Raw genomic sequence first — 18,124 nt, 5'->3', positions numbered from 1 at the left:
ATGTCCATCCAATCGCCGGTTCTCCACGCTTCCGGCAGGACAGCTCTAGGATGGCGCTGTGACCTACCACTCCACGCAGCCGGTCCCCCGGCCCAAGAGCACCGGGGCCGACGTCAAGACGTTCGTCACCGCCGTGCTGCTGACCTTCGGCGTCGGCCTGCTCGGCATGGTCGGCTGGGCCGTGCTCGACAGCGGCTTCGGCGGCTTCCTCGGCCTCGTCGCCGGGGTTTTCGGCATCGTGTGGTGGCGGAAGATCCACGGCAAGGCGTTCCCGGCGGTGGTTCCGACGAAGTCGGTCGTCGTCCTGGCGGTCGTCAACGCCGTGCTGGCGCTGATCCTTCTCCTGACCGCGGGCTGAGCGAAGCCAGCAAGCCGGGCGGCAGCTCGGGCGCCGGCCAGCCGGGGTCCGGGCGGAAGTCGGTGTCCGTGCCGTCGAACGGGTAGGCGCCGCGCTCGGCCAGCGCGCCGATCCGCTCACCCTCCCCGCGCAGCCGGTCGAACTGCTCGAGCGTCAGGCGGCCGACCTCGATCGCCGCCTCGGCCTCGTCCTCGTCGTCCCAGCGCCAGCTGCCGTCGCGCTCGACGACGACGTCCAGCACGCCGTCGATGCGGTCCACCCCGGCCGGGTTCCGGCCGAGCGGGACCTCGAGGTTGACGTACCAGTTCGTGAACTCCCCGGCCGCGTCGAAGAACCACCACACCGACGACCACTCGTCCTCGGCGATGCGCCGCAGGGTGGACGTGCGGTGCCAGAAGTCGGGGACCGGCACGCGCGGGATCCGGAACCGCTGGTCCAGCGGCGCTTCCCGCAGTTCGCGGCCGTCCGCGAGGCGGCTACCGACGATCGGGGTGCCCGCCGGCAGCCAGGCCAGCAGGACGCGGCCGTCGTCGGCGAGCACGCGCAGCGGGTGGACCTGGCCGATCGAACCGTCCGGGCGGTGGAACCGTTCGACCACGGTCTGCCCCGGCCGCCAGCGTCGATCAGTCACGAACCTCACTGTACCTGCGCGCGCGCACGCCCAGTAGCAGCTCGATCACGGTGACCAAGCCCGCGGCGACGAGCACGGGCAGCAGCGGCAGGAAGTACGCGGCCGCCGCGGCGACGGCGAGCCCGGCGAGCCCCGGGGTCCCGGCCCGCGCCCGGACCCCGGCGCCCGCGGCGAGCGCCGGCACGACGGTCGCGACCACGGCGAACACCGTGAGCAGCGGCTGCAGCGCTTGCGCGTCGGCGGCGGACAGCACGTCACGCAGGGAGGTGAGCGACAGCCCGAGCCGCACCGCGCCGAGCTGGTAGAGCGCGGCGAAGGCGGCCAGGAGGGCGACCGCGCCGAGCAGCAGCACGCGCAGGCCGGCGTTCCCGCGTCCGATCGGCCGCAGGAACGGCAGCGCGAGCACGGCCGCGACGAGGACCCCCGCGAAGTCCGGGGGCCCCACGCCGTCCGCCGTCCCCACCGGCGGCACGGCCACGCACACGGCCACGAGCACCAGCCCCGTGGCGAGCAGCAGCCCACCGGTGATCCGTACGACGATCGTCGGGATCTTCAGCCCGGCGAACCCCGCCCCGGCGACCACCACGACGAAGGCGGCCGCGGCGAGTTCCCGGTGTCCTGGCACGACGTACGCGCCGAACGCGATGGCGTAGCCGGTCACCTCGGCGAGCCGCGCGACCGCGACGACCACCCGGTCGACCAGGGCATCCCCCGGTTCCGGCACCCAGGCCGTCACCCCCGCGGCGATCGCCGCGAGCACCAGCCCGGCGAGCAGCCACCAGCCGGCCCCCGCCGCTGCCGCCGCCAGCACCACCAGCAGCCCGCCGCCCAGCCGCACGCGGCCTCCTTCGCCCTGTGTTCACCCGTGGTCCGGTCGTCATTAGCATGGCTCACGATCCCGGCCGGGCCGGTGCCCGGTACCACCGAGAACGCGCGAGGAGCCAGAAGTGACCGTGCCTAAGCTCGCCCTGTCCGACAACACCGGGGAGGCACTGGCCAAGACGCGCGCCGACGTGGTCGTCATCGGCACGGTGGCCGGCGAGGACGGCCCGGTGCTCGCGCCCGGCGCCGCCGCCGTGGACGCCGCCTTCGACGGCCGGCTCGCCGGCCTGCTGGCCACGCTCGGCGCGAGCGGCAAGGCCGAAGAGGTCGTCAAGGTCCCGACGCTGGGCAAGCTCCCGGCCGGGGTGGTGCTCGCCGTCGGCCTGGGCAAGGCGGGCGACGCCCTCACCCCCGAGCAGGTCCGCCGCGCCGCGGGCGCCGCCGGCCGTGCGCTGGCCGGCACCGACCGCGCGCTCGTCACGCTCTCGGAAATCGACCTGCAGGCCGCCGTCGAGGGCACCGTCCTCGGCTCCTACGTCTTCACCGAGTACCGCTCGGAGAAGGGCGACGCCCCGCTGGCGAAGGCCGACTTCGCGAGCCCGGCCGAGGGCACCGCCCGCGAGCACAAGGCGACCCTGAAGGCGGCCGGCACCATCGCCGAAGCCGTGCTCGTCGCCCGCGACCTGATCAACACCCCGCCGAACGACCTGTACCCGGCCTCCTTCGCCGACCGCGCGAAGAAGCTGGCCGAGGACAACGGCCTCGAGTTCGAGGTGCTCGACGAGAAAGCGCTGAAGCGCAAGGGTTTCGGCGGCATCCTCGGCGTCGGCGGCGGCTCGTCGCGCCCGCCGCGGCTGCTGCGCCTGGCCCACAAGCCGGCCAAGGCGGCCAAGAAGGTAGCGCTGGTCGGCAAGGGCATCACGTTCGACTCGGGCGGCATCTCGCTCAAGCCCGCCGCGAACATGGACCACATGACCTCGGACATGTCCGGCGCGGCCGGCGTGCTCGCGGCCGTGGTCCTCGCCGCGAAGCTGAAGTACCCCCTCGAGGTCGTCGCGCACATCCCGCTGGCGGAGAACCTGCCGTCGGGGACGTCGTACCGGCCGGGTGACGTGCTGACGATGTACGGCGGCAAGACCGTCGAGGTCCTCAACACCGACGCCGAGGGCCGCCTGGTCCTGGTCGACGCGATGGTCCGCGCGGCCGAGGAGAACCCGGACTACCTGATCGAGACCTCGACGCTGACCGGCGCGCAGCTCGTCGCGCTCGGCAACCGCACGGCCGGCGTGATGGGCTCGGACGACTTCCGCGACCGCGTCGCCGCGATCATGCAGGCCACCGGCGAGAACGGCTGGGCGATGCCGCTGCCGGAGGAGCTGCGCGCCGACCTCGACTCGCGCCTGGCCGACCTGGCCAACGTGACCGGCCACCGCTGGGGCGGCATGCTCGCCGCCGGCATCTTCCTGCGCGAGTTCGTCGCCGACGGTCTCGACTGGGTCCACATCGACATCGCGGGCCCGTCGTTCAACACCGGCGCCCCCTGGGGCTACACCGGCAAGGGCGGCACCGGCGTCCCGGTCCGGTCGATCGCCGCGATCCTGGCGGACATCGCCGCCAACGGCTGACCTCAAGCGCCCCAATGTGGCGTTGGTTGCGTCAGACGCACCCAATGTGGCGTTCGGTGCGTCTGACGCACCGAACGCCACATTGGGGCGCTTGGGTCCGGAAGATCCCTTTCGGTGGGATCCGCGACACCGTACGGTGACCGGGTGACGACCGAGCCGGTGGAACGCGACTCCCCCGCCGCGATCGCCGCCGAGCACGACGAAGAACGCCCCGCCCGCACCCTCTCCCGCGTCCCCGACCGCGTGGTCTACTTCGTCGCCCTCGCCGTCGCGGTCCTCGTGCTCAAGCAGGTGTTCTTCCCCTTCGCCAAGGGAAACCAGTTCTACCTGGTGCTCTTCCTCGGCGTGACCCTGCCGCTGGTCTTCCTCTGCTACCGCCCGCGGCTGCGCGGCCGCGACGATCCCGGCTGGACCGACTGGGCGCTGGCGGCGATCGCCCTCGCCGTCGGCCTGTACCCCGTCCTCGTCGGCTACGACGACTTCCTGAACCGCCAGGGCATCCTGTCCCCGCTGGACATCGTGGCCGGCGCGCTGCTGCTGGCGCTGGTCCTCGAAGCCACCCGCCGCACGACCGGCGTGGTGCTGCCGATCGTCTGCCTGCTGTTCCTGGCCTACGCCTACTACGGCGGCTACCTCCCGCAGAACTGGGGCATCGCCCACGCGGGGATCGACTTCAGCCAAATCGTCAACGCGCTCTTCAACGACGCCAGCGGGTTCTACGGCACCCCGCTGGACGTCGCGGCGAGCTACATCGTGCTGTTCACGCTCTACGGCGCCGTGCTCAACGCCTCCGGCGCCGGGAAGTTCTTCGTGGACATCTCCTTCGCCGCGTTCCGCCGGTCCCGGACCGCGCCCGGCCGGACCACCGTGCTGTCCGGCTTCCTGCTCGGCACGGTGTCGGGGTCGGGCACGGCCACCGCGGTCAGCCTCGGCTCGATCACCTGGCCGATCCTGCGGGAAGCTCGCTATCCCAGGGAAAACGCGGGCGGCCTGCTCGCCGCGTCGGGGATCGGGGCGATCCTCTCGCCGCCGACGCTGGGCGCGGCCGCGTTCATCATCGCCGAGTACCTGCAGACGTCGTACCTGAAGGTGCTGGTCTGGGCGACCGTCCCGACGCTGCTCTACTACCTCGGGATCGTCTTCGCGATGGAGGCCGACGCCCGGCGCTTCCAGGCCGAAGCCGTCGACGTCCCGCACGGTGATCCATGGAAATTGTTGCGGCGCGGCGGTTACCACTTCCTGTCGCTGGCGGTCATCGTCGTGTTCCTCGCCCTGGACATCCCGCCGTTCGCCGCGGTCGTCTACGCGACCGGCGTCGCCGCGCTGTTCGCGTTGGCCGCCCGTCGCCGTGACGTCAGAGGCTGGGCGAAGGACATGGTGGACGCGCTGTCGGCCGGTGTCCGGGGCGCGCTGCCGGTGATCGCGGTGTGCGCGGCGGCCGGCGTGATCACCTCGACCATCACCAAGACCGGGCTGGGCCTGGAACTCGCCGACGCGCTGGTGGAACTGGCCGGCGCGCTCACCGACAACGGCACCCTGATCCTCATCCTGACCGTGCTGCTCTCGGCGATCGCCGTCGGCGTGCTGGGCCTCGCCGTGCCGGTCACCGCGAGCTTCATCATCGCCTGGGTGGTGATCGGCCCGGCACTGGAGACGCTCGGGGTCGCCGACGCCGAGCGCGCGATGTTCATCTTCTACTACGCCGTGCTTTCCGAGGTCACACCGCCGACCGCGCTCGCGGCGGTGGCGTCGGCGGCGATCACCGGCGGCTCGGTGCTCGGCACCATGTGGCAGTGCTGGAAGTACACGCTCCCGGCGTTCCTGGTGCCGATCGCCTTCGTGCTGACCGACAACGGCGCCGCGCTGCTGCTGGAGTCCGACGTCCTCACCGTGCTGTGGGTGACGGCCGTGTCCGCGCTGGCCGTCGCCGCGCTGGCCGTGGTGACCGGCGGCTGGCTCTTCGGGCCGGTCAGCCTGCCGGCACGGCTGTTGTTCGTGCCCGCCGCTCTCTGCCTGCTCTACCTGGAGCCGGTCCCGATCGCGATCGGTGCCGTCTGCGGCGCCGCCGCCCTGCTCACCCACGCCGTGCTCAAGAGGAGGACAGCATGAAACGCGCAGTCGCCGCCGTCGCGGTGCTCGCTCTGGCCGTCACCGGCTGCGGCGGGAAACAGCAGACCGACCAGGCCGCACCGGGCGGTGGGACACAGTCCTGCGAAGCCGGCGAAGGCCGCATCACCATCGCCACCGGCAACAGCGGCGGCGTCTACTACGTGCTGGGCGGCGGGCTCGCCCAGCTGATCAGCAACAGCACGAAGTTGCGCGCGACGGCCGCGGAAACCGGCGCGTCGGTGCAGAACATCCAGCAGCTGGTCGCCGGCAACTACGACGTCGCGTTCTCGCTGGCCGACACCGCGGCGGACGCCGTCAACGGCAAGGGATCCTTCGAGGGCAAGCCGCAGAAGATCCAGGCCCTGTCCCGGATCTACCCGAACTCGACGCAGGTCCTGGTGCGCACGGACGCCGGCATCACCAGTATCGCCGACATGAAGGGCAAGCGGATCTCGACCGGCTCGCCGAAGTCCGGCACCGAGGTGATCGCGAACCGCCTGCTGCAGGCGGCCGGGCTCAAGCCCGGGACCGACGTCCAGGCGCAGCGGCTGGACCTGGCCAAGACCGCGGACGGCATGAAGGCGGGCACCCTCGACGGGCTCGTCTGGTCCGGTGGCCTGCCGACCGCGCAGATCACCGACATCACCACGGCATTGAAGGACAAGGTCAAGTTCCTCGACATCACGTCGTTGCTGCCCGCGCTGAAGAAGGTCAACCCGGTCTACGACCAGGCCGTGATCCCGAAGGCGGCCTACGGGCAGCCCGCCGACGTGCCGACGGTCGTGGTGCCCAACCTCCTGCTGGTGCGCGAGGACTTCCCGGCGGGCAACGCGTGCGCGATCACGAAGCTGCTCTTCGACAAGCAGGCGGAGCTGGCGAAGGTGCACCCGGCGGCGAAGGAGATCTCGCGGCCGCTGGCGACGCAGACCGACCCGGTCCCGCTGCACCCCGGCGCGAAGCAGGCTCTCGGCTAGGGTCGGTGGAGTGCAGGACTACCTCGAAGCGGCGGTCCGCGACGTCCTGACGGCGCCCGAGGCGCGCGTCGACGACCGGGTGGGTCACGCGGGCTTGCTGCTCGCGGTCTCCGGCGCCCTCGACGAGGCCGACCGGCTGGTCACGCAGTGGCTGGCCCGGACCGAGCGGCCGGTGACCGCGCTGGCCGCGGACCCGGTGCGGGCCCGCGCGTGGGCGATGCTGTTCGAAGCGCGGGGCGGGCGGCCGGACTGGGCCGAGGGCCTCCCGCCGCTCGACCTGGACGTCGAAGAGCGCACGCACGCGGCCTCGTTGCGAAGGCCGGTTTCCGACCTCGAAGGCGTGCTCCCGCCGGGCCCGGTCGCCGAGGTGGTCAAGCGGGTGGCGCCGGCGCGCCCGGATCGGGTCCGCGCGGCCCTCGCGGACGGCGATCTGGCTCGCTGGGCCGAGCTGGCGGGCCCGCACCCGGACGTCGCGGCGCTCGCGGCGACGCGCGTCCTCACCCCGGCGCTGATCGCCGGTGCGGACCCGCTCGGACTGCGCGAGTGGGCGCCGGCCTGCGCGGGAGCGCTGATCGCGGCGCTGCACGAACGGTACCCGCCGGCCCTCGGTACCTGGCCGGAGCTGATCGCCTCGATCCTGCGCCTGCGCGGCGGCGCGACGGCCCCGTCCCCGGCGTCGGAGGCGGCGATCCGTTCGGCGGAGCTGCGGCTGGGCGTCTCGCTGCCGGAGGACCACCGCGAGTTCCTGCGCACCTGCGACGGCCTGCCCGCCGACGTGGTGTTCCCGCGGCTGCTCGGCCCCGCGGAGCTGCGGGCCGAGGACGGCGTCGTGGTGCTGTCGGACCCGGCGGTGCTGCTCCTTTCGGCCGGGCACGTGGTCGAGGTCGACCCGGTCCTGGGCACGACGGTCCACGCGTCCTTCCGGGCGGCGCTGGTCAACCACGCCACCCTGCTGGCCCAGGCGGGCTAGCTTGGACCGGGTGACCACCCTCACCGCGGAGAAGATCACCCCGGACAACGTCGCCGCCGCCTGCCAGCTGGCCGTCGAACCCCACCAGAAGGTCTTCGTCGCGCCGGTCGCGGTCTCGCTGGCCGAGGCGTACACGCAGCCGGAGATCGCCTGGCCGCGCCTGATATCGGCCGACGGCGAACCCGTCGCGTTCGTGATGGGCGCGTTCGACCCGCACGCCGAGCTCGACTTCTTCCGCTGCGGAATCTGGCGCCTCAACGTCGGCGCGGGCGTCCAGGGCCGCGGCTACGGCCGGTTCGCGGTGGAGACGGTCCTGGAGGAAGCCCGCCTGCGCGGCAACACGGCCGCCACCGTCCTGTGGATCCCCGCCGACGGCGGCCCGGAGGACTTTTACCTCAAGCTGGGCTTCCAGCCGACCGGCCAGACCTTCAACGGCGAGGTCGTCGGCCGGATCGAGCTCTAGACCTGCCCGCGCTTCTTCCGCTCGGTGTACTCGCGCATCCGCTTCGGATAACCCACCCGGGCGACCTCGTACACCGGGATCGAGCGGCGGTGGCCGAACTGCTGGGCGGCCTCCAGGCTGCCGATGCGCCGCCGGGTCCACTCGCCGTCGTGGGCGATCAACACCACAGTGGTCTCCGTGACGTTGGTCTTCGGCTCCACGAACGCCTCGACACCCCTTCGGGTGGCCGCCCACTCGTCGAGGTGGCGGGTATCCTGGGTAGTGGCTTTCCGCAGCGTGCCGGCCCGCTGACCACCCTTGGCCCGCCTGCGCAGCGAGTCGAAGAGCCCCACCTCGACCACCTCTCCTCCTCGAGACCTACCCACTCATTATCCCGATGTCCGCGTGTGGTCGGCGTCGCACACCCGGCTAGCTCGCAGCCCCGTCCGGCGTAGTGACAAGATGGCGGTGTCGCGCGCGCGGTTATACCGGGCGCGGGCGCGACGACCGAGCATCACCCCACTGCTTGCCGAGGAGTTAATGAAGTGACCGACACCTCCGCCGACCTCGTGATCCTGGGAGGCGGATCGGGCGGCTACGCCGCGGCGTTCCGCGCGGCCGAGCTGGGCCTTTCCGTCACGCTGATCGAGAAGGACAAGCTGGGCGGGACGTGCCTCCACCGGGGCTGCATCCCGACCAAGGCCCTGCTCCACGCCGCCGAGGTCGCCGACGAAACCCGCGACGCCGAGGCGGTCGGCGTCAAGGCCGCCTTCGAGGGCATCGACATCGCCGGGGTCAACAAGTACAAGGACGGGATCGTCGCCCGCCTGTACAAGGGCCTGCAGGGCCTGGCCAAGGCGCACAAGGTGAACCTCGTCGAGGGCAGCGGCACGTTCGTCGGCGGCACGACCGTCGAGGTGGACGGCACCCGCTACACCGGCAAGAACGTCATCCTCGCCACCGGCTCGTACTCGCGCACGCTGCCCGGCCTGGAGCTCGGCGGCCGCATCATCGCCAGCGAGCAGGCCCTGTCCCTCGACTACGTCCCCAAGAAGGTCGTCGTCCTCGGCGGCGGCGTCATCGGCGTCGAGTTCGCCAGCGTCTGGGCCTCCTTCGGCGTCGACGTCACCATCGTCGAGGCGCTGCCCCGGCTCGTCCCGAACGAGGACGAGTTCGCGTCCAAGCAGCTCGAGCGCGCTTTCCGCCGCCGCAAGATCGCCTTCAAGACCGGCGTGAAGTTCACCGGCGCGAAGCAGGACGACAACGGCGTGAGCGTCTCGCTGGAGTCCGGCGAGACCATCGAGGCCGACCTGCTGCTGGTCGCCGTCGGCCGCGGGCCGAACTCGGCCGGCCACGGCTACGAGGAGGCCGGCGTCAAGATCGACCGCGGCTTCGTCCTCACCGACGAGCGGCTGCGCACGAACCTGCCGAACGTCTACGCCGTCGGCGACATCGTCCCCGGCCTGCAGCTCGCGCACCGCGGCTTCCAGCAGGGCATCTTCGTCGCCGAGGAGATCGCCGGGCAGAACCCGCGCGTGATCGACGAGAGCGGCATCCCGCGGGTCACCTACTCGCACCCGGAGGTCGCGTCGGTCGGGCTGACCGAGTCGCAGGCGAAGGACAAGTACGGCTCGGACGTCACGACGTTCACCTACGACCTCGGCGGCAACGGCAAGAGCCAGATCCTCAAGACCTCCGGCGGCGTCAAGCTGGTCAAGGCGCCGGACGGCCCGGTCGTGGGAGTCCACATGGTGGGCGACCGCGTCGGCGAGCTGATCGGCGAAGCGCAGCTGATCTACAGCTGGGAGGCCTTCCCCGAGGACGTCGCGCCCCTCATCCACGCCCACCCGACCCAGACCGAGGCCCTCGGTGAAGCGTTCCTCGCCCTCGCGGGGAAGCCGCTGCACGTGCACAGCTGACGTCCCACCAGCAGAATCCAGACACCGCAGAACTTGAAAGAGGAGTCAGCGAACGATGGCCTACTCCGTCACATTGCCGGAGCTCGGGGAGAGCGTCACCGAAGGCACCGTCACCCGGTGGCTTAAGCAGGAGGGCGACACCGTCGAGGTCGACGAGCCGTTGCTCGAGATCTCGACCGACAAGGTCGACACCGAGGTTCCCTCCCCGGTCGCGGGCACGGTCGTGAAGATCAGTGCCCAGGAGGACGAGACCGTCGAGGTCGGCGGCGAGCTCGCCGTCATCGACGACGGCACCGGCGGCGTGCCGGAGTCCTCCGGCGCACCGGCGCAGGAGGAGTCCGCGCCGGAGCCCGAGCCGCAGCAGGAAGAGCCCGCGCCGCAGGCCGGGGACAGCGCGCCGAGCAAGCCGGACACCGCGCCGGCCGCCGGTGGCGAAGGCACCGAGGTGAAGCTGCCCGAGCTGGGCGAGAGCGTCACCGAGGGCACCGTCACGCGCTGGCTGAAGGCGGTCGGCGACTCGGTCGAGGTCGACGAGCCGCTGCTCGAAATCTCCACCGACAAGGTCGACACCGAGGTGCCGTCGCCGGTCGCCGGCACCGTGCTGGAGATCCGCGCGGGCGAGGACGAGACCGTCGAGGTCGGCGGCGTCCTGGCCGTGATCGGGGACGCCGGTGCGGCGCCGAAGGCCGAGTCGAAGCCGGAACCGAAGCCCGAGCCCAAGCCCGAGCCCAAGCCGGAACCCAAGCCGGAGCCCAAGCCCGAGCCGGTTCAGGAGGCGAAGCCCGAGCCCAAGCCGGAACCGAAGCCCGAGCCGCAGGCCGCCCCCGCGGCCAAGGCGACCGAGGCGGCCCCGGCCGCCGCTTCGAAGGACGGCTCGGCGGACGGCCCGTACGTCACGCCGCTGGTCCGCAAGCTCGCGTCGGAGCACGGCATCGACCTCGCGTCGCTGACCGGCAGCGGCGTCGGCGGCCGGATCCGCAAGCAGGACGTCCTGGCCGCGGCCGAGGAGAAGCAGAAGGCCGCCGCGAAGCCGGCGCCGGCCGCTGCCGCCCCGGCTGCTGCCGCCGCCCCGTCGGCGCCCGCCGCGCGTCCCGCGGCCACGGTGTCGCCGGAGCTCGCCGCCCTGCGCGGCACCGTGCAGAAGGCCAGCCGGATCCGCCAGATCACGGCCACCAAGACCCGCGAGTCGCTGCAGATCGCCGCGCAGCTCACGCAGGTCCAGGAGGTCGACGTCACGAAGATCGCCAAGCTGCGGTCGCGGGCGAAGGCGGGCTTCAAGGAGCGCGAGGGCGTCAACCTGACGTTCCTGCCGTTCTTCGCGAAGGCCACGGTCGAGGCGCTCAAGCAGCACCCGAACGTCAACGCGTCCTACAACGAGGACACGAAGGAGATCACCTACCACGGCGCCGTGCACCTGGGCATCGCGGTGGACACCGAGCGCGGCCTGCTCTCGGTCGTGATCCACGACGCGGGCGAGCTGAGCCTGGCCGGTCTCGCGCACCGGATCGCCGACCTGGCGGGCCGCGCGCGGTCGGGCCAGATCAAGCCGGACGAGCTGTCGGGCGGCACCTTCTCGATCACGAACATCGGCAGCGTCGGCGCGCTGTTCGACACGCCGATCATCGTGCAGCCGCAGTCGGGCATCCTCGGCACCGGCGCGGTCGTCAAGCGCCCGGTCGTGGTCGCGGACGCCGACGGCAACGACACGATCGCCGTCCGGTCGATGGCGTACCTGCCGCTGACCTACGACCACCGCCTGGTGGACGGGGCCGACGCGGGCCGCTTCCTGACGACGATCAAGCAGCGCCTGGAAGAGGGCAACTTCGAGAGCGAACTCGGGCTCTGAGTCACCTCCGGCGAAGGCCGCCACGGGATTCCCGTGGCGGCCTTCGCCGCATCCGGGCCGGGCGTGCGGACACGCAGCGGATGCGCAACGATCGGAGCATGCGAGTACTCATCGCCGGAGCGAGCGGCTTGATCGGGTCGGCGCTGGGCGACCGGCTGCGACGGGAGGGCCACGAGGTCCGTCGCCTGGTCCGGCGGGAAACGCGCGGCGGCGGCGAATTCCGCTGGGACCCGCCGTCCGGGACCATCGCGGACGGCGCCTTCGAAGGTGTCGACGCCGTCGTGAACCTGGGTGGGCAGCGGCTGTTCCCCGGCCGGTGGAGCGCGATGCGCAAGCAGCAGCTCACCGACAGCCGGGTCGAGCCGACCGAGGTGCTCGCCGAAGCCGTCGCCGAACACGGGGTCGGCGCGCTCGTCAACGCTTCCGCGGTCGGCTACTACGGTCACACTCACGAGTCCACTGTGGACGAGTCCGCGCCGCGCGGGCAGGGGTTCCTCGCCGAGCTCTGCGAAGCGTGGGAAGCGGCGACGGCGCCGGCGGGCGACGCGCGGGTCGTGCACCTCCGCACCGGGCTCGTCCTTTCGGCCGAAGGCGGCCTCTACGGCACGCTGCGGCCGCTCTTCCGGCTGTGCCTGGGCGGGCGCCTCGGCGACGGCCGCCAGTACATGTCGTGGATCTCGCTCGAAGACGAGATCGGCGCGATCGTCCACGTCCTGACGCACGACATAAGTGGCCCGGTGAACCTGACCGGCCCCGAACCGGTGACCAACGCCGAGTTCACCCGGGCCGTCGGCCGCGCGCTGCACCGGCCGGCGCCGTGGTGGGTACCCGGATTCGCGCTCAAGGCCGTGCTCGGCCAGGCCGGGGAGGAGATGGCCCTGTTCGGGCAGCGAGCCGTGCCCGCGGTGTTGAAGGGGTCCGGGTACGAGTTCCGGCACCCGACGCTGGACCGCGCGCTCGCCGCGGCATGAGCGTCCGGCTGCAGCGGTGGCTCGTCGTGGGCGTGGTGTTCTCGGCCGCGTTCGTCCTGCTCGGGCTGAGTGTCGCGCGGCAGCCCTTGGCCCTCGACGTCGCGGTCTCCGATGCGCTGCACGGCGTGTACGCGGAGCCGCTCGGGCGGGTCGCGCAGGCCGGGAGCGACGTCCTCGGCCCGGTCCTGCCCTACGTCCTCGGGGTGGCGCTACTGGCCTTGGCGCTACGTCGGCGTGAGCACTTCGGCCTGTGCGTCCGGCTGGCCGTGGTGCTGCTGCTGTGCCGGCTGACCAGCCTGGTGTTCAAGCCGATCTTCCTGCGGGAACGCCCGCGCGACTACCCGGACCTGAGCTACCCGAGCGGGCACGTGGTGTCGGTGGCGAGCACCGGCCTGGTCCTGCTCCTGCTGTGCGCGTGGCTGCGGCCGCGGCTGGTCCGGCGGGTCGCGGTGGCCGTGGCGGTGGCGGTGGTGCTGTCGGCCGCCTGCCGCGTCGTGCTCGGCGTCCACTGGGTCACCGACACGATCGGCGCAGTGCTGGCGGTGACCGGTGTCGGGCTGCTCTCAGCGTGCGCCTTGCGGCTGCTTCCCCCGGGTGACGGGCGTAGCCTCGACGGGTGAGTTCTTCCCGCACCTGCCGCGCCAGCACCGAGCCGGTCGACGTCCGCGAGCTCGGCACGATCGACTACACCGAAGCCTGGGAGCTCCAGCGGAGCTTCCTTACGGCTCGCGCGGACGGCACCGCCCCGGACACGATGCTCCTGCTGCAGCACCCGTCGGTGTACACCGCGGGCAAGCGCACGGAGGAGGCCGACCGCCCCACGGACGGCACCCCGGTGATCGACGTCGACCGCGGCGGCAAGATCACCTGGCACGGCCCGGGCCAGCTGGTCGGCTACCCGATCGTGAAGCTCGCCGACCCGATCGACGTGGTCCACTACGTGCGGCGCCTGGAGGAGGCCCTGATCCACGTGTGCGACCAGCTGGGCGTGGCGAGCGGCCGCGTGGAGGGCCGCAGCGGCGTCTGGATCCCGGCCGACGACCGCGGCATCGAGCGCAAGATCGCGGCGATCGGCATCCGCGTCCAGCGAGGCGTGACGATGCACGGCTTCGAGCTGAACTGCAACGCGGACCTGGCGGCCTTCGACAGCATCGTCCCGTGCGGCATCCGCGACGCGGGCGTGACGTCCCTGTCGTACGAGCTCCAGCGCGACGTCACGGTCGAGGCGGTGTTGCCATTGGCCCGCGACGCGGTCCTGGCGGCCCTCGAAGGCGAGCTCCCGGTGAGCGAGGACCGCTGGCTCCCCCGCCCGGCCGCGCCCGAGGCCCCCGGCGTCACCTTCGCGCTCCAGAACTGACCAACGCACCCCAATGTGGCGTTCGGTGCGTCCCACGCACCGAACGCCACAGTGGGGTGCTAGTCCAGCTGCGGCGCCACCTCGGCGGCGATGAGATCGATCTGGTCCAGGTCCGAAAGATCCAGCAGCTGCAGGTACACCCGGGTGATCCCGGTCTGCTCCCGCCACCGCCCGATCCGGTCGACGACCTCCGCGGGCGTGCCGGCCAGGCCGTTCGCCCGCAGCTCGTCGACGTCCCGCCCGATCACCGACGCCCGCCGCGCGACCTCTTCGTCCGTGCGGCCCACGCCGATGACCAGGGCCACCGAGCGCAGGATCTCCTTCGGGTCGCGGCCGATCTCGGTCGCCGCCGCCTCGACGCGGGCGAACTGGGCCGCCGCCGTTTCCGCGTCGACGAACGGCAGGTTGAACTCGTCCGCGAAGCGCGCCGCCAGGGCCGGGGTGCGTTTCTTGCCGCCGCCGCCGATGATCACCGGCGGGGCCGGGGACTGCGCCGGCTTCGGCAGGCCCGGCGACTCCGACAGCTGGTAGTACCGGCCGTCGAACGAGTACGTCGAGCCCACCGGCGTCTTCCACAGCCCAGTGATGACCTCGAGCTGCTCGGCGTAGCGGTCGAAGCGCTCCTTCAGCGGCGGCAGCGTCAGGCCGTACGCCTCGTGCTCGGCGTCGTACCAGCCGGCGCCGAGGCCGAACTCCACGCGGCCGCCGGACATCTGGTCCACCTGCGCGACGGAGATGGCCAGCGGGCCCGGGTGCCGGAACGTCGCCGCGGTGACGAGCGTGCCGAGCCGGATCCGGCTGGTCTCCCGGGCCAGGCCGGCGAGGGTGATCCACGCGTCGGTCGGGCCGGGCAGGCCGTCGGCCGAGCCCATCCTCAGGTAGTGGTCGCTGCGGAAGAAGGCGTCGTAACCGGCGGCTTCGGTCGCCTTGGCGACGCGCAGCAGGTCGTCGTAGCTGGCCCCCTGCTGGGGCTCGGTGAAGATCCTCAAGTCCACGACGTCAGCCTATAGAGACGTCGGGTTCCGTGCGCCTCAGCCGGACCAGCATGCGGACGATCACGTCCTCGATCTCGGCGCTGACCTTCTTCGGGTCGGGTGAACTGGCGATTTCGGTCGCCGCGCTCGACAGCGCGCCGAACAGCAGCCGCGCGGTCACCTCGACCGGGACCGGCTCGACCTCGCCCGCGTCGATCAGCGACTGCAGCCCGGATCGCACGAGCCCGAAGCTGCACCGCTCTTCGGCCTCGCGCCAGCGCTCCCAGCCCATCACCACTGGCGCCTCGTGGATGGCGATCCGCTGGTAGGCGGGGTCGAGGCAGGCGCGGATGAACGCGTTGAGCCCGCCGAGCGCGCGCTCCCACGGCGTGCCCTCGCCGGTCATGATCTTGTCGAGCCGGTCGTAGACGAGGCTTTCGACCTGGTCGAACGCGGCCTCGAAGAGCGCCTGCTTGCCGCTGAAGTGGTGATACAGCGCGCCCTTGGTCACCCGGGCGCGTTTGGCGACCTCGTCGAGCGAGGTACCCGCGTAACCGCGCTTGGTGAACAGTTCGACCGCGCTGTCGACCAGCGCGGACCGCGTCGACTCGGAATAGTCGAGTCGTCTGGACCTCATTGTCGCCACCTTCACAACTTTACGCCCGGAGCAGCTCTCCATACTCATGGTATGTTCGGCGCGTCAGGTCCGTACCGGGAGTATGCCGCAGACCCGCGGTATGACCCGGGCCACGGAAGGGGAGCCACAGATGAGCTGGACCGACTTCTACCGACGTCAGGAAATTCTCGGAGCGACCGTCCGCCTGGCCGCCCGGAACCCCGGTGAGCCACTGCCGCTCGAAGAGGTGCCCGGTGCCGAAGAGCACTTCGGCACCGAGGAAAACGTCCTCACCGCCCTGCAGTACCAGTGGACGCGCACGCTGAGCGGCCGGCTCCGTTCCGAGGTCGTCGACCCGGACGACGCCGACGGCCTCGGCGACCACGTCGACGCCGTCACCCGCGCCTGGCGCGCCGCCGTCGACGAGCACGCCGACCTGCGCGCGGTCCTCGACGGCGCCTACGGGCGGCACGCGTCGCTGCGCCGGATGCACGAAGGCGAGCTGCGGATGCTCGCCGTCACGGCCGGGCTGGCCGACCCGCGCGAGCCGGCCGGCGAGATCGTCAAGGTGGGCTACGCGCTCGAGGCGCTGCTGCGCGCGAACCGCGAGGAGCGCCGTCGTCCCGTGCTGGGACACCTCCGGCGCCTGCTCGCGCCGAGCGCGTAAACGGAGTTAAGTAAGCGCATGACGCAGCGCTGGACCGAAGCCGACATCGCCGACCAGAGCGGCCGGACCGTCCTGGTCACGGGGGCGAACTCCGGGCTGGGGCTGCGCACCGCCGAGGTGCTCGCGGGCAAGGGGGCCCGCGTGCTGCTCGCCTGCCGCTCCGCCGAGCGCGGCGCGAAAGCTTTGGACGCCGTGAAAGCGGTGGCCGCGGGCGCCGAACCCGAGCTCGTCCCACTGGACCTGAGCGAGCTCGCCTCGGTGCACGCGGCCGCAACTTCGGTGCGGGAACGCACCGGCGACACCCTCGACGTGCTGGTGAACAACGCCGGCGTGATGGCGACCGCCCGCGGCCGCACGGCCGACGGCTTCGAGCTGCAGTTCGGCACCAACTACCTCGGCCACGCGGTGTTGACGTGGCTGCTCATGCCCGCCCTGCGCCGCCGGGTCGTCACGCTGTCGAGCCTGGCCGCCGTCGGCGCCCGCATCCACTTCGACGATCCGAACGCCGAGCACCGCCGCTACAACCCCGCCACCGCGTACGGGCAGTCGAAGCTCGCCGACCAGATGTTCGCGCTCGAACTGGACCGCCGCCTGCGCGCGGCCGGCTCCGGTGTGATCAGCGTCGCCGCCCACCCGGGCTACACCGCCACCGGCCTGGGCAGCGGCATGGCGCGGTCGTATTCGAACCCGGTGGTGCGCTCGCTGATCGCCGGCGGCCACCGCGCCGGCGAGCTCCTGTTCGCTCAGAACACCCGCATCGGCGCCCTCCCGCAGCTCTACGCGGCGACGGCCGACGGCGTCGAAGGCGGCACCTACTTCGGTCCCCGCGGCCTCGGCAACCTGCGCGGGTACCCGGCCGCGGTGCCGGCCGTGGCCGCCGCGCGCAGCGAGCGGCTGGGGTCGGCGCTGTGGGAGCTGACGGCGAAGCTGACCGGCGTCACCCCCGATCCCGCGTAGCCCGGACGGGCGTACGGTTGAAGCCGTGAGTGCTGCGCCTGAAGGCCGGAAGCTGCTGCGTCTCGAGGTTCGCAACAGTGAGACGCCGATCGAGAAGAAGCCGTCGTGGATCAAGACGCGGGTGCGGATGGGGCCGGAGTTCACCGAGCTCAAGGGTCTCGTGCGCCGCGAGGGTTTGCACACGGTCTGTGAGGAGGCCGGTTGTCCCAACATCTACGAATGCTGGGAAGACCGGGAAGCGACGTTCCTGATCGGTGGCGACCAGTGCACCCGGCGCTGTGATTTCTGCCAGATCGATACGGGTAAGCCGGCGGCGTTGGACCGTTCCGAGCCGCGGAAGGTTGCGGAGTCGGTGCAGGCCATGGGCTTGCGGTATTCGACGGTCACCGGTGTCGCCCGGGATGACCTCTCCGATGGTGGCGCGTGGCTGTACGCGGAAACTGTTCGGCAGATTCACGCTCTCAACCCCGGGACGGGTGTCGAGCTGTTGATCCCGGACTTCAACGCGGATCCGGAGCAGTTGGCGGAGGTGTTCGGGTCGCGGCCGGAGGTTCTGGCGCACAACGTGGAGACGGTGCCGCGGATTTTCAAGCGCATTCGTCCCGGGTTCCGGTATGCGCGGTCGTTGGAGGTCATCACTGCGGCGCGTGAGGCCGGGTTGGTGACGAAGTCGAATTTGATCTTGGGTATGGGTGAGACGCCGGACGAGGTGGCGCCGGCGATGCAGGATCTGGTGGATGCGGGTTGTGAGATTTTGACGATCACGCAGTATCTGCGTCCCTCGCCGCGGCATCATCCGGTGGATCGGTGGGTGAAGCCGGAGGAGTTCGTGGAGCATTCTCAGGCGGCCGAGGCGATGGGTTTCGCGGGTGTCATGGCGGGGCCG

General features: G+C 71.8%; 19 protein-coding genes. 14 read left to right on the top strand and 5 right to left on the bottom strand.

What is annotated here, in order from left to right; all coding sequences use genetic code 11:
* Window positions 1–58: 58 nt before the first annotated feature.
* Complete coding sequence (locus tag C2L59_RS17515; protein WP_103350584.1) at window positions 59–358, top strand: hypothetical protein; 300 nt, start codon at window positions 59–61, stop codon at window positions 356–358.
* Here the strand turns inward: C2L59_RS17515 and C2L59_RS17510 are convergent.
* Window positions 315–989 carry a DUF402 domain-containing protein gene (locus C2L59_RS17510; protein ID WP_199199122.1) on the bottom strand — a complete coding sequence of 225 codons (675 nt, stop codon included), beginning with the start codon at window positions 987–989 and terminating at the stop codon, window positions 315–317. The two genes, C2L59_RS17515 and C2L59_RS17510, sit on opposite strands and share 44 nt — an antisense overlap.
* Entirely contained in the window at window positions 982–1,827 is an 846-nt protein-coding gene (locus C2L59_RS17505; protein WP_103350582.1) for a hypothetical protein, read from the bottom strand. Before C2L59_RS17505 ends, C2L59_RS17510 begins: the two co-directional genes overlap by 8 nt.
* A 109-nt stretch (window positions 1,828–1,936) precedes the next feature.
* Here C2L59_RS17505 and C2L59_RS17500 point away from each other — a divergent pair, with 109 nt between their 5' ends.
* The 5 genes from C2L59_RS17500 to C2L59_RS17480 all read left to right on the top strand — a co-directional run bounded on the left by C2L59_RS17500 (window position 1,937) and on the right by C2L59_RS17480 (window position 7,952).
* Window positions 1,937–3,436: a leucyl aminopeptidase gene (locus tag C2L59_RS17500; protein ID WP_103350581.1), complete on the top strand. Its 1,500-nt coding sequence runs from the start codon at window positions 1,937–1,939 to the stop codon at window positions 3,434–3,436.
* A 144-nt stretch (window positions 3,437–3,580) separates the two neighbouring features.
* Window positions 3,581–5,545, top strand: a complete 1,965-nt coding sequence (locus tag C2L59_RS17495; protein ID WP_199199121.1) for a TRAP transporter fused permease subunit — start codon at window positions 3,581–3,583, stop codon at window positions 5,543–5,545.
* The gene (locus tag C2L59_RS17490) at window positions 5,542–6,519 is read left to right on the top strand and encodes a TAXI family TRAP transporter solute-binding subunit (RefSeq protein ID WP_103350579.1); all 978 of its coding nucleotides are present in this window, start codon (window positions 5,542–5,544) and stop codon (window positions 6,517–6,519) included. Before C2L59_RS17495 ends, C2L59_RS17490 begins: the two co-directional genes overlap by 4 nt.
* A 10-nt stretch (window positions 6,520–6,529) precedes the next feature.
* Window positions 6,530–7,489, top strand: coding sequence for an SMI1/KNR4 family protein (locus C2L59_RS17485; RefSeq protein WP_103350578.1), 960 nt, complete (start codon window positions 6,530–6,532; stop codon window positions 7,487–7,489).
* A gap of 10 nt (window positions 7,490–7,499) precedes the next feature.
* Window positions 7,500–7,952, top strand: a complete 453-nt coding sequence (locus tag C2L59_RS17480) for a GNAT family N-acetyltransferase (protein ID WP_103350604.1) — start codon at window positions 7,500–7,502, stop codon at window positions 7,950–7,952.
* On the opposite strand, the gene C2L59_RS17475 is transcribed toward C2L59_RS17480, so the two are convergent.
* Window positions 7,949–8,293 carry an oxidoreductase gene (locus C2L59_RS17475; protein ID WP_103350577.1) on the bottom strand — a complete coding sequence of 115 codons (345 nt, stop codon included), beginning with the start codon at window positions 8,291–8,293 and terminating at the stop codon, window positions 7,949–7,951. The two genes, C2L59_RS17480 and C2L59_RS17475, sit on opposite strands and share 4 nt — an antisense overlap.
* A gap of 183 nt (window positions 8,294–8,476) precedes the next feature.
* On the opposite strand from C2L59_RS17475, the gene lpdA reads away from it, so the two are divergent.
* The 5 genes from lpdA (at window position 8,477) to lipB (ending at window position 14,024) form a co-directional block, all read left to right on the top strand.
* A complete protein-coding gene (gene lpdA / locus C2L59_RS17470; RefSeq protein WP_103350576.1) occupies window positions 8,477–9,850 on the top strand; it encodes a dihydrolipoyl dehydrogenase in 1,374 nt (457 codons plus the stop codon).
* Window positions 9,851–9,905: 55 nt separating this feature from the next.
* Window positions 9,906–11,696, top strand: coding sequence for a 2-oxoglutarate dehydrogenase, E2 component, dihydrolipoamide succinyltransferase (gene sucB / locus C2L59_RS17465; protein ID WP_103350575.1), 1,791 nt, complete (start codon window positions 9,906–9,908; stop codon window positions 11,694–11,696).
* 98 nt (window positions 11,697–11,794) lie between these two features.
* Complete coding sequence (locus tag C2L59_RS17460) at window positions 11,795–12,667, top strand: TIGR01777 family oxidoreductase (RefSeq protein ID WP_103350574.1); 873 nt, start codon at window positions 11,795–11,797, stop codon at window positions 12,665–12,667.
* A complete protein-coding gene (locus C2L59_RS17455) occupies window positions 12,664–13,287 on the top strand; it encodes a phosphatase PAP2 family protein (RefSeq protein WP_103350573.1) in 624 nt (207 codons plus the stop codon). The genes C2L59_RS17460 and C2L59_RS17455 overlap by 4 nt, the downstream gene beginning before the upstream one ends.
* A complete protein-coding gene (gene lipB / locus C2L59_RS17450; RefSeq protein ID WP_103350572.1) occupies window positions 13,284–14,024 on the top strand; it encodes a lipoyl(octanoyl) transferase LipB in 741 nt (246 codons plus the stop codon). Before C2L59_RS17455 ends, lipB begins: the two co-directional genes overlap by 4 nt.
* A gap of 59 nt (window positions 14,025–14,083) precedes the next feature.
* Here lipB and C2L59_RS17445 read toward each other — a convergent pair whose 3' ends face one another.
* Together C2L59_RS17445 and C2L59_RS17440 are read right to left on the bottom strand one after the other, a co-directional pair.
* A complete protein-coding gene (locus tag C2L59_RS17445; protein ID WP_103350571.1) occupies window positions 14,084–15,019 on the bottom strand; it encodes an LLM class F420-dependent oxidoreductase in 936 nt (311 codons plus the stop codon).
* 4 nt (window positions 15,020–15,023) lie between these two features.
* Window positions 15,024–15,635 (bottom strand): TetR/AcrR family transcriptional regulator, encoded by a 612-nt coding sequence (locus tag C2L59_RS17440; RefSeq protein ID WP_103350570.1) that lies wholly within the window; start codon window positions 15,633–15,635, stop codon window positions 15,024–15,026.
* 130 nt (window positions 15,636–15,765) lie between these two features.
* On the opposite strand from C2L59_RS17440, the gene C2L59_RS17435 reads away from it, so the two are divergent.
* The 3 genes from C2L59_RS17435 to C2L59_RS17425 form a co-directional block, all read left to right on the top strand.
* On the top strand, window positions 15,766–16,281 hold the full coding sequence (locus C2L59_RS17435; protein ID WP_103350569.1) for a hypothetical protein: 516 nt from the start codon (window positions 15,766–15,768) through the stop codon (window positions 16,279–16,281).
* A gap of 18 nt (window positions 16,282–16,299) precedes the next feature.
* Window positions 16,300–17,238 (top strand): oxidoreductase, encoded by a 939-nt coding sequence (locus C2L59_RS17430; RefSeq protein ID WP_103350568.1) that lies wholly within the window; start codon window positions 16,300–16,302, stop codon window positions 17,236–17,238.
* Between the two features lie 25 nt (window positions 17,239–17,263).
* Window positions 17,264–18,124: lipoyl synthase (locus C2L59_RS17425; protein WP_103350603.1), on the top strand; the 861-nt coding region annotated here is incomplete at its 3' end.

The sequence above is a fragment of the Amycolatopsis sp. CA-128772 genome (genome assembly GCF_002904295.1).
Classification (GTDB): Bacteria; Actinomycetota; Actinomycetes; order Mycobacteriales; family Pseudonocardiaceae; genus Amycolatopsis.
Note: the sequence above shows the minus strand (reverse complement) of the source record. Positions and strands in the feature narration are given on the sequence as shown.

Excerpts from the sequence above, each read along its gene's own strand:
- C2L59_RS17490 (WP_103350579.1), top strand. The coding sequence starts at position 5,542 with ATGAAACGCGCAGTCGCCGCCGTCGCGGTGCTCGCTCTGGCCGTCACC.
- sucB (WP_103350575.1), top strand. The coding sequence starts at position 9,906 with ATGGCCTACTCCGTCACATTGCCGGAGCTCGGGGAGAGCGTCACCGAA.
- C2L59_RS17460 (WP_103350574.1), top strand. The coding sequence starts at position 11,795 with ATGCGAGTACTCATCGCCGGAGCGAGCGGCTTGATCGGGTCGGCGCTG.
- C2L59_RS17455 (WP_103350573.1), top strand. The coding sequence starts at position 12,664 with ATGAGCGTCCGGCTGCAGCGGTGGCTCGTCGTGGGCGTGGTGTTCTCG.
- C2L59_RS17440 (WP_103350570.1), bottom strand. The coding sequence starts at position 15,635 with ATGAGGTCCAGACGACTCGACTATTCCGAGTCGACGCGGTCCGCGCTG.
- C2L59_RS17435 (WP_103350569.1), top strand. The coding sequence starts at position 15,766 with ATGAGCTGGACCGACTTCTACCGACGTCAGGAAATTCTCGGAGCGACC.
- C2L59_RS17430 (WP_103350568.1), top strand. The coding sequence starts at position 16,300 with ATGACGCAGCGCTGGACCGAAGCCGACATCGCCGACCAGAGCGGCCGG.